The organism is Pseudomonas sp. PGPPP4 (genome assembly GCF_002256045.1).
GTDB classification, from domain to species: domain Bacteria; phylum Pseudomonadota; class Gammaproteobacteria; order Pseudomonadales; family Pseudomonadaceae; genus Chryseomonas; species Chryseomonas oryzihabitans.
In genome coordinates, this window is the sequence record NZ_NKID01000013.1 from 1 (window position 1) to 14,677 (window position 14,677).

Sequence of the window (14,677 nt, forward strand, 5' to 3'; positions counted from 1 at the left end):
CGCCCAGCACTTACCCGCGTGGCTGCATCACTACAACTGGCACAGGCCACATTCCAGCCTCAACTACCAACCGCCAATCAGTCGCGCTCCGTTGCCACTGAATAACGTACTGGGTTTACACACCTAGCCCGCTGCGCTGACGCGGAAATTCAGGCGCGGGAAATGCACCTGGATCGCCCCCAGGTGCTCGTCGTGACGGCGGATCACCAGGGTTTCGCTATCGGCATGCACCAGTTCACCCACCACCGGATCCACCCCATAGTCGGTTGCTGCCACACTCACCCGGTCGCCCCAGGCGAAGCCTTCCACGGCGAGGGCCTGGTCGCGCGGCAAGGCCAGCGGCTCCGCCGCCCTGGCGATCTCCAGCGCCTCGGCGGCGCCGAGTTCCTCATGGGTACCGTGACCGAACCCCAGCACCCGGGCGAACCAGGCGGCGATCTCGGGGCGCTCGTCGACCAGGGGCGCCAGTTGCGGCGTGCTCTTGAGAAACCAGAAGTTGTGCGCCAGGGCGATGTCGGCCACCGAGGGCGCACCGAACAGGAAGTCGCCGGCGCTGCGCTGGAGCTGGGTCTCCAGGCGGGTCAGCAGGGTCGGCAACTGTTGTCGGGCCTGCTCGGGACTTAGCCGGCTCAGGCTGCCACCGCTGAACAGCGCCTTGCGATCGTCCAGGAACGCCTGGGCCTGCTCCGGCGGCAGGCTGGCCAGCCGCGGGCCCATGATCTCCGGCTGGAACATCAGCGCCACGGCATGCTGGAACAGCACCGAGTCCGCCCAGCTGGCAAAGGCGGCCACCACCGCTTCCTGGCCTTCCGGAAACAGCGCCGGCACGGCCTTTTCCGCCTCCAGGCGGCGGGCGATCAGCGCTGTGTCGCAATAGACATCGGCGCCGACCTGAAGCACCGGCGTCTTGCGATAGCCACCGGTGAGCGCCACCAGCTCGGGCTTGGGCAGCATCCGCGGGATGATCACCGAGCGCCAGGCCAGGCCCTTGAAGCCCAGCAGCAGGCGCGCCTTCTCGGCGAAGGGCGATTGCCAGTAGTGATGCAGAATCAGCTCGGACATGACAGCTCTCCTGAAGGGGCCGCGGAGGCCAGGCCGGCTCGGGCCAGCACCAGGGATTCCTTGGCTTTTTTGGGCAGCTTCTTGATCTGGATTTCGCGACGCAGGGCGGTCGACTTGTCGCCACAGGCTTCCACATAGACCAGCGCCTGGGCCGGACTGGAGGCGAAGAAGCGGGCACCGCGGCCACTGCGGTGCTGGGCGAAACGGCGCTCGGGATCATCGCTGATGCCGCAATAGAGCGCCTGATTCTCGGCGCGCACCAGGTAGACATACCAGGTGCGCGCGGGTGGCAGGGAGGCGTCGCTCACCCTCAGGCGAACCACTCCCGGGCGGTACGCCAGACGCACACGCCGACGAAATAGATGCCGCTGGCGAACCAGAGCACCATCAGCCACAGCGGCTTGTCGGGATGCACGAACACCATCATGGCGCTGCTGAGCAGCCAGATGGAAGTCACGGTGATGTTCACCGCCATCAGCTGGCGCACGCGGAAGGGATGCAGGAACTTGACCCGGGTCAGGGTCAGGGCGGCCAGCACCAGCACTACCGCCATGCTGAACCAGGGCGCCAGGTCCAGCACGTAGAAATACAGCGCCACCACGTTCCAGGCCGCGGGAAAGCCGACGAAATAGTTGTCGGCGCTCTTCATGTTCACATTGCAGAAACAGAACAGCGACGACAATAGGATGATGCCCACCGCCACCAGTTCGAAATGCGGCGGCAAGGGCACGAAGCGATAGATGAAGATGGCCGGAATGAACACGTAGGTCAGGTAGTCGACCACCAGGTCCAGCGCCGAGCCGTCGAAATGGGGCAGTACCCGCTTGACTTCGAATTTGCGCGCCAGGGTGCCGTCGAGACCGTCGACGAGCAGGGCGATGCCCAGCCACATCAGGCAACCCTTGGGTTGACCGTCGACCAGAGCGAGCAGCGCCAGAAGCGCGAGGATCACACCACTGGAGGTCACCGCATGGGCGCCCCAGGCCTTGGCTTTTGTCAGCATGAGCGGATGGGAAATGGAGTTCACGGGCGTCTCTCTATGATGACGGCTTCGACTGCCCAGCGCACCGCCTGTTCTGGCGATACGCTACGAAATCGACAATGAAGCCGGTGAACGGCAAGGCGGACCTTGACCGCCGACCCCGGAAACCGGGCGCCAAACGTCGAGGATACCGCGCCTTGCGGCCCTTTGCCCGCCTTCCCGCCGAACGCCCGTGACTGGGTTCGCAGGACGACCGGGGCGGACAGGTCTCCGCCCCGGCCGCGCTTAGTGCAGGATCTGCCCGAGGAACAGGCGGGTACGCTCGTTCTGCGGGTTGTCGAAGAACTGGTCCGGAGCGGCCTGTTCGACGATTTCGCCCTTGTCCATGAAGATCACCCGGTTGGCCACGGTGCGGGCAAAGCCCATCTCGTGGGTCACGCAGAGCATGGTCATGCCGTCCTGGGCCAGACCGATCATGGTGTCCAGCACCTCCTTCACCATCTCCGGGTCGAGCGCCGAGGTCGGCTCATCGAACAGCATGATGCGCGGCTGCATGCATAGCGCCCGGGCGATGGCCACGCGCTGCTGCTGACCACCGGACAGCTGGCCCGGAAACTTGTTGGCCTGCTCGGGAATGCGCACCCGCTGCAGGTAGTGCATGGCGATCTCTTCGGCCTGCTTCTTCGGCAACTTGCGCACCCACATGGGTGCCAGGGTGCAGTTCTGTAGCACGGTCAGGTGCGGGAAGAGGTTGAAGTGCTGGAACACCATGCCGACTTCGCTGCGAATGGTCTCGATCTGCTTGAGATCGTTGGTCAGCTCGGTGCCGTCGACGATGATCTGACCCTTCTGGTGCTCTTCCAGCCGGTTGATGCAGCGGATGGTGGTGGACTTGCCCGAACCGGACGGCCCGCACAGCACGATGCGCTCGCCCTGGGTGACGGTCAGGTTGATGTCCTTGAGCACGTGGAACTGGCCGTACCACTTGTTCACGTCCTTGAGCTGGATCATGACCTTGCTGCTGTCGACCGGCTGCTTGTTGCTTACGTTCATCTGTTGACTCCTAACGCTTGTGGCCGGTGTTCAGCTTGCGCTCCAGACGGGCGGAGTAGCTGGACATGGCGAAACAGAAAATCCAGAAGACCAGGGCGGCGAACACATAGCCTTCGGTGGACAGACCAGGCCAGGCCGGGTCGGAGGTGGCGCGCTTGATGCTGTTGAGCAGGTCGAACAGGCCGATGATGACCACCAGGCTCGAATCCTTGAACAGCGCGATGAAGGTGTTGACGATGCCCGGGATCACCAGCTTGAGCGCCTGCGGCAGGATCACCAGGCCGGTGGTCCGCCAGTAGCCCAGGCCCATGGCGGCGGCGGCTTCGTACTGCCCCTTGGGAATGGCCTGCATGCCACCCCGCACCACCTCGGCGATATAGGCCGCCTCGAAGATGATGACCATGACGATGGCGCGCAGCAGCTTGTCCAGGTTCATGCCATCGGGCAGGAACAGCGGCAGCATCACTGAGGACAGGAACAGCACGGTGATCAGCGGAATGCCGCGCCAGAATTCGATCATGGTCACGCAGATGACCTTGATCGCCGGCAGCTTGGAGCGCCGCCCCAGGGCCAGCAGGATGCCCAGCGGCAAGGCGCCGACGATGCCCACCGCGGCGATCACCACGGTCAGCATCAGGCCGCCCCACTCGCTGGTGGGCACCACGCGCAGACCGAAGCCGCCATACAGCAGCCAGAAGGCCACCAGCGGATAGATCACCAGCAGGGCCAGACCGTAGCGGGCCTTGTGCTTGAAGCTGTCGAGGAACAGCGGAATCGCCCCGACCACGGCGATCACCACGGTCAGGTCCACGCGCCAGCGCTGATCGCCGGGGTAGAAGCCGTACATGAACTGGCCGAAGCGCTCCTTGATGAACACCCAGCAGGCGCCGCCCGGCACGCAATCGGCTCGGGTGCTGCCGCTCCAGGTGGCATTGATGAAGGCCCAGTTCACCACTGGCGGCACGATCAGCCAGACGATATAGAGACCGAACAGCGTCAGCAGGGTATTGCCGATACTGGAAAACAGGTTGCCACGGATCCAGGCCAGGGCACCGACGCTGGAGGGCGGCGGCGGCAGGTCCGGTTTGAAGGTATGGGTCTGGTTACTCATACGCGCTCCTTAACGCTCGATCAGCGCGATGCGCTTGTTGTACCAGTTCATCAGGAGACTGATGCTGATGCTGATGGCCAGGTAGACGCTCATGGTGATGGCCATGGTCTCGATGGCCTGGCCGGTCTGGTTCAGGGTGGTGCCGGCGAACAGCGCCACCATCTCCGGATAGCCCACCGCGGCGCCCAGCGAGGAGTTCTTCATCAGGTTCAGATACTGGTTGGTCAGCGGGGGAATGATCACCCGCAGGGCCTGAGGAATGATCACCAGCCGCAGGGTCAACCCCGGACGCAGGCCCAGGGAACTGGCCGCCTCGGTCTGGCCATGGCTGACCGCCTGGATGCCGCCGCGCACGGTTTCTCCGATGAAGGCCGCGGTATAGACCGACAGGGCCACCGCCAGGGATACCAGCTCGGGGATGATCACCCAGCCACCGCGCAGGTTGAAGCCCTGCAGTTCCGGCAGCTCCCAGTGCAGCGGCTTGCCAAAGACCAGGGCCGCCAGCAGCGGCATCCCGATCAGCAGCGCCAGCACCGTCCAGAGCACCGGAAAGCGCTGCCCCGTGGCATGCCGACGCTTGCGCGCCCAGCGCACCACCACCACGCTGGCGACGATGGCGATGAGCAGCGCGATCAGGCCGGGCAGGAAGCCGGCGTCGGTGATCGGCGCCGGCATGTACAGGCCGCGGTTGTTGACGAACAGCGCGCCGCCCAGGCTCAGGCTCTGTCGCGGGCCCGGCAGGGGCGCCAGCACGGCGAAGTAGACGAAGAAGATCAGCAGCAGCGGCGGAATGTTGCGGAAGGTCTCGATGTAGACCGTGGCGACCTTGCGCAGCAGCCAGTTGTTCGACAGGCGCGCCACACCCACGGTGAAGCCGATGATGGTCGCCAGGACGATGCCGATCACCGAAACCAGCAGGGTGTTGAGCAGCCCGACCAGGAAGACGCGCCCGTAGGTATCGCCTTCGCTGTAGGGAATCAGGTGCTGGGGAATGCCGAAACCGGCAGAGTTATTGAGGAAGCCGAAGCCCGAGGTGATACCCCGGTTGGCGAGGTTGGTCTGGGTGTTGTTGAACAGGAACCAGCCAAAGGACACCACGGCGACCACGGCCACGATCTGGAACAGCCAGGAGCGTACCTGCGGGTCGGTGAGCAGCGACCCTCGGACCGGCGCGGACGGTTTGCTAACGTTTTGCATCTACTAGAAGCCTCATTAAATTCTCGCCCCACAGCGCGAGCAGCGCTGCAGGGCGAGAATCTGCACATCCGGAAGGTGTTCGGCGACTAAGGCGCCGAGATCAACGGACCGGCGGGGCGTACTGCAGACCGCCTGCATTCCACAGGGCGTTGAGGCCGCGCTTGATCTTCAGATCGCTACCCATGCCGACGTTGCGCTCGAAGACTTCGCCGTAGTTACCGACCTGCTTGACGATTTTCACCGCCCAATCCTTCGGCAGCTTCAGATCCTTGCCGAATTCGCCGTCGGTACCCAGCAGACGACGCACATCAGGATTCTTGGAGTCCTTGGCCTGGGCTTCCACGTTGGCGGAGGTCAGACCCAGTTCCTCGGCGTTGACCATGGCGAACAGCGACCACTTGACCACGGTCAGCCAGTCTTCGTCGCCACGACGGACGGCCGGCGCCAGGGGCTCCTTGGAGATCACCTCGGGCAGCACGACGTAGTCGTCCGGGCTGGCCAGCTTGTTGCGCTGGGCATAGAGCTGGGACTGGTCGGAGGTCAGCACGTCGCAACGACCGGCTTCCATGGACTTGGCGCTCTCGTCCGAGGTGCTGTAGGTGATGGGGGTGAACTTCATGCCGTTGGAGCGGAAGTAGTCGGCCAGGTTGAGTTCGGTGGTGGTACCGGCCTGGATGCACACGGTGGCGCCGTCCAGTTCCTTGGCGCTCTTCACGCCCAGCTTCTTGTTCACCAGGAAGCCCTGACCGTCGTAGTAGGTGACGCCGGCGAAGATCAGACCCATGCCGCCATCGCGGGAGCTGGTCCAGGTGGTGTTGCGCGACAGCACGTCGATCTCGCCGGATTGCAGCGCGGTAAAACGCTCCTTGGCGGTCAGGGGGGTGAAGCGAACCTTGGTGGAGTCACCGAAGACCGCAGCGGCCACGGCGCGGCAGACGTCGACGTCGATGCCCTTGTAGTCACCCTTGGAGTCGGTGTAGGAGAAGCCCGGCAGGCCATCGCTGACGCCGCATTGCACGAAACCTTTGTTCTTCACCGCATCCAGGGTAGCGCCCGCGTGAGCCATGCCGGACAGGCCCAGAGCAGCGGCGGTGGTCAGAATTGCCAGGGTAGACTTCACCATCTTCATCGATAAGCTCCACTTTGTTTATGAATTACGTTTCCAGTCGCACGGCAGCACGATGTCTCTCGCCTGATTGCCGTGGAACCCGCCCACCCGATCCCTGGGCGTCCTCGATCAAGGGATGGAGGAGACGCACTGGAAGGCGTGACGAAGCAGTGAGTCAGTGTTACCTGTTAGTGCACTACCTGGTCGCAGCCTAGATGAGGCAATTTGCGGACCAGTGAATGCGACAGCTGCTCACTTCGCTCAAACCCGGCAATCGCGTGACTTCGAGCAAAAAGCCGGACAACAGAATTACGAAAATGCGACACGCATTTTGTGCACCATCTGTTACCACACCCATTTTTAGTGGCACCAAACTGGAGCAAAGCCTTGGAAAACTCGCCTCTTGTGCTGGAATCGCCCAGCGGAACCGCCGATAGCTGCGTCATTTGGTTGCATGGCCTGGGTGCAACCCAGCATGACTTCGAACCCGTTGCCGAATTGTTGCAGCGCAGCCTGACGTCGACCCGATTCGTCCTGCCCCAGGCGCCCACCCAGGCGGTCACCATCAATGGCGGCTGGGCCATGCCGTCCTGGTACGACATCCTGGCCATGAATCCGGCCCGGGCCATCGACCGCGCCCAGCTGGACGCCTCGGCCGCCACGGTCCGGGCGCTGATCGACGCTCAGCAGGCCCAGGGCATTGCGGCCGAACGCATCGTGCTGGCCGGCTTTTCCCAGGGCGGCGCCGTGGTCCTGCACACCGCCTACAACACCGCCTGCCCGACCCTGGGCGGCGTCATGGCGCTGTCGACCTATGCGCCCAGCTTCGAGGACGCCCAGGTCAATCGGGGTGGGGCCACCCCGGTGCTGTGCCTGCACGGCGAGCAGGACGACGTGGTACCTCTGGCCCTCGGGCGAGCCGCCTACGAGGCGCTGGTGGCCGCGGGCGTGGAAGCGCTCTGGCACAGCTACCCCATGCGCCACGAGGTCATCCCCGCGGAGATCCAGGACATCCAGGGCTGGCTGCTGGCACGTCTCGGCGGAAAATAAAGGGCGAATGGCCGGGCCGCTTCGTTTTTGGAAACCGGTCGACAATTTGCAGAATCTGGACGCGAAGGGAGGCTTGGAAAGGGCAAAGCGAACGAACTTTGAGGTACCCATCCGGTCCAGTGTGGGTGCCTGAAGGTCGTGATGTGCATGGAGCAGCTATGGCCCGAGTTTTCCTTTCAGTCCCAGGGGTGATCCTTTGATGGCTGCCCCCTTGTCGGTCTGGTTGGCCGAAGTCCCGGTCGATTCCCTGAAGGACCTGCGCCTGTTCAAGGGCGTGGAGACCTATCTGCTGGAAGCCCTGATCGCCCGCTCGGCCACGCGCAGCCTGGTCGCCGGCGAGTGCCTGCTCTCGCCCGCCATGCTCAACCAGTACATGTATCTCATCCTGGAAGGCCGCCTGCGGGTCCACCTGGGTTCGCCGGAAAATCCGCCCATCTATCTGCTGGGTCCGGGCGAATGCTCGGGCGAGATCAGCTTCATGGACAGCGAGCGGCCCAGCGCCCACGTCATTGCCGAAGCCGACACCCAGGTGCTCTGCCTGCACCGCGATCTGGTGCTGGAGCTGATCGAGCGCTCTTCCAAGGCCATGCACAACCTGCTCGGCATCCTCTGCGAGCGGATGCGCCGTGGCAACCAGCTCATCGTCGATACCGAACGCAATGCCAACGTCGACACCCTGACCGGCCTCTTCAATCGTCGGCGGCTCGAACAGCTGTTCGAGCGCGAGAGCACCCGTTGCGCCTTCAATCGGCAGCCCTTGAGCCTGCTGATGCTGGATGTGGATCACTTCAAGCGCTACAACGACACCCATGGTCACCTGGCGGGCGACTATGCCCTGTGCCTGGTGGCCAACACCCTGCGCGACCAGTTGAGACCCAAGGACAGCATGGCGCGCTATGGCGGCGAGGAGTTCGTCATCCTGCTGCCGGAAATCGACCGCGACGAAGCCATCGCCATCGCCGAGCGCCTGCGCCAGAGCCTGGCGGAGATCAAGGACTTCTATTCGCCCTGCGGCAAGCTGCCGGGGGTGACCGTATCCATCGGCCTGGCCCAGATGCGCAAGGCCGACTCCCTGGACGAACTGGTAGGGCGTGCGGACAAGTCGCTCTACCAGGCCAAGGATGCCGGGCGCAATCGGATCAGCGGCTGAGCGGATTGCGCTTGCGTTCGGCAGGTAGTTGTTGCCGGGCACGTAGGTTGCTTTACACTGCGGTCTCATTCCGCTTTCGATGATCGAGACCCTCCGTGCTCAAGGCACTCAAAAAATTTCTGGGCAAGGATCAGGAGGTCGCTCAGCCGACTCCCTCCCCTGCGCCCCAAGCTACCCCCAGCGTCGCTCCTGCAGCCCCCTCCTCTCCTGCACCCCTGGCGCCCGAGCCCCAGGCCGAGCGTGCGCCGCGCAAACCGCGCAACCCAGGCGAATCCCGTAGCCAGGAGCCGCGCGTCCAGGCCGAAAAACAGGAGCCGCGCGCCCAGGCGGAAAGAGCCGCCAAGCCGCGTCGCGAACGCAGCCCGCGCAAGCCCAAGCCGGTCGACACCTGGAAACTGGAAGACTTCGTGGTCGAGCCGCAGGAAGGCAAGACCCGCTTCCATGACTTCAAGCTGGATCCGCGGCTGATGCACGGCATCCATGACCTCGGCTTTCCCTACTGCACGCCGATCCAGGCGCAGGTGCTGGGCTTCACCCTCAAGGGCAAGGACGCCATCGGTCGCGCCCAGACCGGTACCGGCAAGACCGCTGCCTTCCTGATCTCGACGATCACCCAGTTGCTGACCACCCCACCGCCCAAGGAAAGGTACATGGGCGAACCGCGGGCACTGATCATCGCGCCGACCCGTGAACTGGTGGTGCAGATCGCCAACGACGCCCTGGACCTGGCCAAGTACACCGGTCTCAACGTCATGAGCTTTGTCGGCGGCATGGACTTCGACAAGCAGCTCAAGCAGCTCGAAGCGCGCTATTGCGACATCCTGGTCGCCACCCCGGGCCGCCTGCTGGACTTCAACCAGCGCGGCGAGGTGCACCTGGACATGGTCGAGGTGATGGTGCTGGACGAGGCCGATCGCATGCTGGACATGGGCTTCATTCCCCAGGTTCGCCAGATCATCCGCCAGACGCCGCCCAAGAGCGAACGCCAGACCCTGCTGTTCTCCGCCACCTTCACCGACGACGTGATGAACCTGGCGCGGCAGTGGACCACCGATCCGGCCATCGTCGAAATCGAGCCGGAAAACGTGGCCAGCGACACCGTCGAGCAGCACGTCTATGCGGTCTCTTCCAGCGACAAATACAAGCTGCTCTACAACCTGGTGGCCCAGAACAACTGGGAGCGGGTGATGGTGTTCGCCAACCGGCGTGACGAGGTGCGCCGCATCGAGGAACGCCTGACCAAGGACGGCATCAGCGCCGCCCAGATGTCCGGCGACGTGCCCCAGCACAAGCGCATCAAGACCCTGGAAGGCTTCCGCGCCGGCAAGATCCGCGTGCTGGTGGCCACCGACGTGGCCGGTCGCGGCATTCACGTCGACGGCATCAGCCACGTGATCAACTTCACCCTGCCGGAAGATCCGGACGACTACGTGCACCGCATCGGCCGTACCGGTCGGGCTGGCGCCAGCGGCACCTCGATCAGCTTCGCCGGCGAGGACGACGCCTTCGCCCTGCCACCTATCGAGACCTTGCTGGGTCGCAAGATCTCCTGCGAAATGCCTCCGGCCGAGTTACTCAAGTCGGTGCCGCGGCAGCGTTAATAGAGTGCTGCTTGATCACGGCCAGATATAGGTCGTAGTCGTAGGGTGGATGACGGCGTAGCCTCATCCACCGCCAGCCTTGAGGCAGCAGGTGGAAAACGCTAACGCGGTTTTCCACCCTACCCCATCATTCTTTCGCCCAACGCCCCGCGGCATCCTGATCGCTGGCGCGGCCTTCCACCCAGCGCGGGCCTTCAGCCGTATCTTCCTTCTTCCAGAAGGGTGCGCGGGTCTTGAGATAGTCCATCACGAAATTGCAGGCGTCGAAGGCGGCCTGGCGATGGGCGCTGGCGGTGCCGACGAAGACGATGGGCTCGCCCGGTTCCAGGCGACCGACGCGATGCAGGATATCGACCCCGAGCAGCGGCCAGCGCTGCTTCGCCTCTTCGACGATGCGCGCCAGGGCCTTTTCGGTCATGCTGGGAAAGTGTTCGAGGAACAGGCCGCCGACGTCGCGCCCGTCATTGAAATCCCGCACGTACCCCACGAAACCCACCACGGCACCGATACCGGTGTTGGCGGCATGCAGGGCATTGAGCTCCTGGCCGGGATTGAAGGGCGCGGCCTGCACACGAATGGCCATGGCTAACCTCCGGTCACGGTGGGAAAGAAGGCGACCTCGTCGCCATCGCGCAGTGGCTCGGCCAGGCCACAGAGTTCTTCGTTGCGCGCACACATCAGCCCCTGCTCACCCAAGGTCTCGGCCCAGCTTCCGCCGCGCTGGACCAGGTGCTCGCGCAGATCGCCAACGGTGGCCAGCTCAGGCGTCCAGACCAGGCTGTCCTCGGCGCGGCCCAGCATTTCGCGATAGCGGGCGAAGAATTGCACGCGGATCATGCCGGTTGCTCCTCGGCGCGGAAGTGACCGCTCTTGCCGCCACTCTTTTCCAGCAGTCGCACCGCCTCGATGGTCATGCCCCGATCGACCGCCTTGCACATGTCGTAAAGGGTCAGGGCCGCGACGCTGGCGGCGGTCAGGGCTTCCATTTCCACCCCGGTCTGGCCGGACAGCTTGCAGGTGGCGGTGATCCGCACCGCATCGGGCGCCTCGGCAGCCAGCTGGACCTTGACGCCGGTCAGCATCAGCGGATGGCAAAGCGGGATGAGGTCGGCGGTCTTCTTGGCCGCCTGGATGCCGGCGATACGGGCCACGGCGAAGACATCGCCCTTGGGGTGGCCGCCGCTCTGGATCAGATCGAGGGTTTCCGGACGCATGCGCACCCGGGCTTCGGCGGTGGCCTCACGGAAGGTCACCTGCTTGTCGGTGACATCGACCATGTTGGCACGGCCTTGGGAATCGAGATGGGTCAGCACGGCATGACTCCTGGAAAAGACCTGCCATTGTAGACCCGCGGCTAGGGATTTGATCCCCGCCCGTGGCCGGACGGGGATCGCGGGCTGTGTCGAAAAAGTGCCTGCGCTCGGTCATGCTGCGTTAGAAATTCGCTCGGAATGCTCATTTACCATTCGTAAACTCCGCTTCCTCACGGATTTTTGCCTTGCCTGACCTTCGCTCGGCTACTTTTCAGACAAGCCCTATTACTTACAGATGGGCCTCGGCGTATTCGGCGAGGACGGAACGGGGCACGCCCTGCAGGGTGATGTGCACCCCGTGGTTGAAGCCCTTGAAGCGCTCGGAGAGATAGGTGAGGCCCGAGCTGGTGGCCGAGAGGTAGGGGGTGTCGATCTGCGCCAGGTTACCCAGGCAGATCACCTTGGAGCCGCTGCCGGCACGGGTGATGATGGTCTTCATCTGGTGCGGGGTGAGGTTCTGGCATTCGTCGATGAGGATCAGACTCTGCTGGAAACTGCGGCCGCGGATGTAGTTCAGCGACTTGAACTGCAGCGGTACCTTGCTGAGGATGTAGTCCACGCTGCCGTGGGGGTTGTGGTCATCCATGTGCAGGGCTTCGAGGTTGTCGGTGATGGCGCCCAGCCAGGGCTCCATCTTCTCGGCTTCGGTCCCAGGCAGGAAGCCGATGTCCTCGTCCAGACCCTGGACGCTGCGGGTGGCGATGATCCGCCGGTATCTCTTGGTGACCATGGTCTGTTCGATCGCCGCGGCCAGCGCCAGGATGGTCTTGCCGGAACCCGCCGCGCCGGTCAGGTTGACCAGATGGATATCCGGCTCCAGCAGGGCGAACAGCGCCAGCGCCTGATAGATGTCGCGTGGCTTAAGACCCCAGGCTTCCTGGTGCATCAGCGGTTCCTGGTGCATGTCGAGCAGGATGACCTCGCCATCGCGCACCGCCTTGACCCAGCCAACGAAGCCCTGCTCGTCGAGCACGAAGTCGTTGACGTTGAAGGGCGGCATCTCGGCCGACAGCTGTACCCGGTGCCAGACCCGGCCCAGCTCCTGCCGGCTCTCCACCTTGCTCACGTTGTCCCAGAAGGACCCTGGCAGATTGTGGTAACCCTGGGACAGCAGGGAGACGTCGTCGAGCAACTGGTCGGTCTGGTAGTCCTCGGCGGCAATGCCGCAGCCCCGCGCCTTGAGGCGCATGTTGATGTCCTTGGTCACCAGCACGACCCGCTCCTGGGGATGCTGGGTACGCAATTCGACGAGCTGGTTGATGATGCGGTTGTCGTTGATGTCGTCGGGCAGACAGGCCATGGGCCCGGCGCGACGCCCCATGAGGATGGACAGCCGCCCCTTGGCCTCGCCCTTGCCGCGGGGGATGGGTACGCCCCGCTCGACGTCCTCGGGCGAGGATTCGGCGAGGACGCTGTCGATCAGGCGGATCGCCTGCCGGCATTCGGCGGCGACGTTGTGCTTGCCGGTCTTGAGCTTGTCGAGTTCCTCCAGGACCGTCATGGGAATGGCGACGTGGTGCTCCTCGAAATTGAGCAGCGCGTTGGGGTCGTGGATCAGTACGTTGGTGTCGAGCACATAGAGGGTGGGCTGGGTGGGGCGGGAACGTCCGTGATCATCCATACTCGGTCACCTCGTAGAAACGCTTGACTCGCAAGCCTGTCGACGGAGCGCCAGACGACGCTCCGCTGCGAAAGGTGCCGTCGCTCCAGCAACGGGTTCACGGACCGGCCAACATGAGGGCACGGGACCCGAGAGATGCGACGGACACTTCGGTAATAACGCAAAAGGCCTGAGGCACAAAGGCTTTTTTTGGCGGTACCCGGTTTTTTTCGCGGACCGGTATTTCCCGCCGCCTGGCCTGGCAACCTCGCCCCGGGAGCGTGGTCAATACCTATCGATCCCATCGGCAAGGGCCACTGGAGCCCAGCGGCGGAGGCTTCTAGAATGGCGCCTCGCCAAGAGGAGCCAAGCCGATGCTGATGGTGATTTCACCCGCCAAGACGCTGGACTACAGCACGCCGCCGAGCACGTCCCGCCATACCCTGCCGCAATACCTGCAGCACTCCCGTGAGCTGATCGACGGACTCCGGCAGCTCGCGCCGGCGGAGGTCGCCGCGCTCATGGGGGTGTCCGACAAGATCGCCACCCTCAATGTCGCCCGCTTCGGCAGCTGGACCCCGGACTTCACGCCGGAGAATGCCAAGCAGGCGCTGCTGGCCTTCAAGGGCGACGTCTACACCGGCCTGGCCGCCGAAGACTTCCAGGAAGAGGATTTCGACTTCGCCCAGCGCCACCTGCGCATGCTTTCCGGACTCTATGGCCTGTTGCGGCCGCTGGACCTGATGCAACCCTATCGCCTGGAGATGGGCACCCGCTTCGCCAATGCCCGGGGCAAGGACCTCTACGCCTTTTGGGGCGAGCGGATCAGCGACTGGCTCAAGGCGGATCTTGCGGCCCAGGGTGACGATGTCCTGCTGAATCTGGCCTCGAACGAGTATTTCAGCGCGGTACGCCGCGCGCGCCTGCAGGCCCGGGTCGTGGACGTGGAGTTTCGCGATCTCAAGAATGGCGACTACAAGATCATCAGCTTTTACGCCAAGAAGGCCCGCGGCCTGATGGCGCGTCACGTGATCAAGCAGCGCGTCACCGCGGTGGACGACCTGCGCGACTTCGACGACCAGGGTTATCGCTATTCGAGCGAGCGCTCCTCGGCCGATACGCTGGTGTTCCTGCGCGATGCAGCGCCGGATTAGCCGAGTGAATCGACGGATGGCACAATTGCCCGCACATCGGGCCATCGAACTGGCTAGGGGGTCACATTCGACGCCTGCCATCCGTGAAAGACTGTCATCTCCCTCCAATAAAAAAGGTTTCAGCCCCGTAGCGGAGACGTTTCAGGCGCGAAAAGTTGCCGGACATCTCAAAACCGCTGCCTTTCCGGAAAAAGGAAAATTCGCTGAGAACCACTTTCGTTTGATTCTGTCTTTGTCTGGTCCTTGCCCCGGGTCATGCTGGCCAAAGGCAATCAGTCCGCACGTTCAATTTGTAC

The 14,677-nt window shown here is 63.8% G+C and carries 16 protein-coding genes; 5 read left to right on the forward strand and 11 right to left on the reverse strand.

The window, feature by feature from the left end:
- Nucleotides 1-127 (forward strand): integrase core domain-containing protein (locus CFE50_RS19620; RefSeq protein ID WP_286737032.1); only part of this gene is annotated, 127 nt, incomplete at its 5' end.
- Here the strand turns inward: CFE50_RS19620 and CFE50_RS19625 are convergent.
- The 7 genes from CFE50_RS19625 to CFE50_RS19655 all read right to left on the reverse strand — a co-directional run bounded on the left by CFE50_RS19625 (nt 124) and on the right by CFE50_RS19655 (nt 6,534).
- Nucleotides 124-1,062 carry a glutathione S-transferase family protein gene (locus CFE50_RS19625; protein WP_241807559.1) on the reverse strand — a complete coding sequence of 313 codons (939 nt, stop codon included), beginning with the start codon at nt 1,060-1,062 and terminating at the stop codon, nt 124-126. The two genes, CFE50_RS19620 and CFE50_RS19625, sit on opposite strands and share 4 nt — an antisense overlap.
- Nucleotides 1,050-1,370, reverse strand: a complete 321-nt coding sequence (locus tag CFE50_RS19630; protein WP_286736913.1) for a GIY-YIG nuclease family protein — start codon at nt 1,368-1,370, stop codon at nt 1,050-1,052. The genes CFE50_RS19625 and CFE50_RS19630 overlap by 13 nt, the downstream gene beginning before the upstream one ends.
- Before the next feature lie 2 nt (nt 1,371-1,372).
- Nucleotides 1,373-2,065 carry a phosphatidylcholine synthase gene (gene pcsA, locus CFE50_RS19635; RefSeq protein ID WP_085982652.1) on the reverse strand — a complete coding sequence of 231 codons (693 nt, stop codon included), beginning with the start codon at nt 2,063-2,065 and terminating at the stop codon, nt 1,373-1,375.
- Between the two features lie 264 nt (nt 2,066-2,329).
- Nucleotides 2,330-3,097 carry an amino acid ABC transporter ATP-binding protein gene (locus CFE50_RS19640; RefSeq protein WP_039976153.1) on the reverse strand — a complete coding sequence of 256 codons (768 nt, stop codon included), beginning with the start codon at nt 3,095-3,097 and terminating at the stop codon, nt 2,330-2,332.
- A 10-nt stretch (nt 3,098-3,107) separates the two neighbouring features.
- Nucleotides 3,108-4,208, reverse strand: coding sequence for an amino acid ABC transporter permease (locus CFE50_RS19645; protein WP_007161885.1), 1,101 nt, complete (start codon nt 4,206-4,208; stop codon nt 3,108-3,110).
- Between the two features lie 9 nt (nt 4,209-4,217).
- Entirely contained in the window at nt 4,218-5,405 is a 1,188-nt protein-coding gene (locus tag CFE50_RS19650) for an amino acid ABC transporter permease (RefSeq protein ID WP_286736920.1), read from the reverse strand.
- 100 nt (nt 5,406-5,505) lie between these two features.
- Nucleotides 5,506-6,534: an amino acid ABC transporter substrate-binding protein gene (locus CFE50_RS19655; RefSeq protein WP_286736924.1), complete on the reverse strand. Its 1,029-nt coding sequence runs from the start codon at nt 6,532-6,534 to the stop codon at nt 5,506-5,508.
- Nucleotides 6,535-6,918: 384 nt separating this feature from the next.
- Here CFE50_RS19655 and CFE50_RS19660 point away from each other — a divergent pair, with 384 nt between their 5' ends.
- From CFE50_RS19660 to rhlB, 3 genes are all read left to right on the forward strand, one after another.
- A complete protein-coding gene (locus CFE50_RS19660) occupies nt 6,919-7,563 on the forward strand; it encodes an alpha/beta hydrolase (RefSeq protein ID WP_145154513.1) in 645 nt (214 codons plus the stop codon).
- 199 nt (nt 7,564-7,762) lie between these two features.
- Nucleotides 7,763-8,713, forward strand: a complete 951-nt coding sequence (locus CFE50_RS19665) for a GGDEF domain-containing protein (protein ID WP_007161881.1) — start codon at nt 7,763-7,765, stop codon at nt 8,711-8,713.
- 95 nt (nt 8,714-8,808) lie between these two features.
- Entirely contained in the window at nt 8,809-10,314 is a 1,506-nt protein-coding gene (rhlB, locus tag CFE50_RS19670; protein WP_286736928.1) for an ATP-dependent RNA helicase RhlB, read from the forward strand.
- 127 nt (nt 10,315-10,441) lie between these two features.
- On the opposite strand, the gene moaE is transcribed toward rhlB, so the two are convergent.
- The 4 genes from moaE to CFE50_RS19690 form a co-directional block, all read right to left on the reverse strand.
- Nucleotides 10,442-10,897 (reverse strand): molybdopterin synthase catalytic subunit MoaE, encoded by a 456-nt coding sequence (gene moaE, locus CFE50_RS19675; RefSeq protein WP_241807566.1) that lies wholly within the window; start codon nt 10,895-10,897, stop codon nt 10,442-10,444.
- 2 nt (nt 10,898-10,899) lie between these two features.
- Complete coding sequence (locus tag CFE50_RS19680; RefSeq protein ID WP_241807567.1) at nt 10,900-11,151, reverse strand: MoaD/ThiS family protein; 252 nt, start codon at nt 11,149-11,151, stop codon at nt 10,900-10,902.
- Nucleotides 11,148-11,627, reverse strand: coding sequence for a cyclic pyranopterin monophosphate synthase MoaC (gene moaC / locus CFE50_RS19685; protein ID WP_278443438.1), 480 nt, complete (start codon nt 11,625-11,627; stop codon nt 11,148-11,150). The genes CFE50_RS19680 and moaC overlap by 4 nt, the downstream gene beginning before the upstream one ends.
- Nucleotides 11,628-11,856: 229 nt before the next feature.
- The gene (locus tag CFE50_RS19690) at nt 11,857-13,248 is read right to left on the reverse strand and encodes a PhoH family protein (protein WP_144947426.1); all 1,392 of its coding nucleotides are present in this window, start codon (nt 13,246-13,248) and stop codon (nt 11,857-11,859) included.
- A 353-nt stretch (nt 13,249-13,601) separates the two neighbouring features.
- On the opposite strand from CFE50_RS19690, the gene yaaA reads away from it, so the two are divergent.
- Nucleotides 13,602-14,381, forward strand: a complete 780-nt coding sequence (gene yaaA / locus CFE50_RS19695) for a peroxide stress protein YaaA (protein WP_286736934.1) — start codon at nt 13,602-13,604, stop codon at nt 14,379-14,381.
- Nucleotides 14,382-14,677 lie beyond the last annotated feature (296 nt).

Bases quoted from the DNA above. Each gene is read 5' to 3' on its own strand.
- CFE50_RS19625 (WP_241807559.1), bottom strand. From the start codon at position 1,062: ATGTCCGAGCTGATTCTGCATCACTACTGGCAATCGCCCTTCGCCGAG.
- pcsA (WP_085982652.1), bottom strand. From the start codon at position 2,065: ATGCTGACAAAAGCCAAGGCCTGGGGCGCCCATGCGGTGACCTCCAGT.
- CFE50_RS19640 (WP_039976153.1), bottom strand. From the start codon at position 3,097: ATGAACGTAAGCAACAAGCAGCCGGTCGACAGCAGCAAGGTCATGATC.
- CFE50_RS19645 (WP_007161885.1), bottom strand. From the start codon at position 4,208: ATGAGTAACCAGACCCATACCTTCAAACCGGACCTGCCGCCGCCGCCC.
- CFE50_RS19650 (WP_286736920.1), bottom strand. From the start codon at position 5,405: ATGCAAAACGTTAGCAAACCGTCCGCGCCGGTCCGAGGGTCGCTGCTC.
- CFE50_RS19655 (WP_286736924.1), bottom strand. From the start codon at position 6,534: ATGAAGATGGTGAAGTCTACCCTGGCAATTCTGACCACCGCCGCTGCT.
- CFE50_RS19665 (WP_007161881.1), top strand. From the start codon at position 7,763: ATGGCTGCCCCCTTGTCGGTCTGGTTGGCCGAAGTCCCGGTCGATTCC.
- moaE (WP_241807566.1), bottom strand. From the start codon at position 10,897: ATGGCCATTCGTGTGCAGGCCGCGCCCTTCAATCCCGGCCAGGAGCTC.
- CFE50_RS19680 (WP_241807567.1), bottom strand. From the start codon at position 11,151: ATGATCCGCGTGCAATTCTTCGCCCGCTATCGCGAAATGCTGGGCCGC.
- CFE50_RS19690 (WP_144947426.1), bottom strand. From the start codon at position 13,248: ATGGATGATCACGGACGTTCCCGCCCCACCCAGCCCACCCTCTATGTG.
- yaaA (WP_286736934.1), top strand. From the start codon at position 13,602: ATGCTGATGGTGATTTCACCCGCCAAGACGCTGGACTACAGCACGCCG.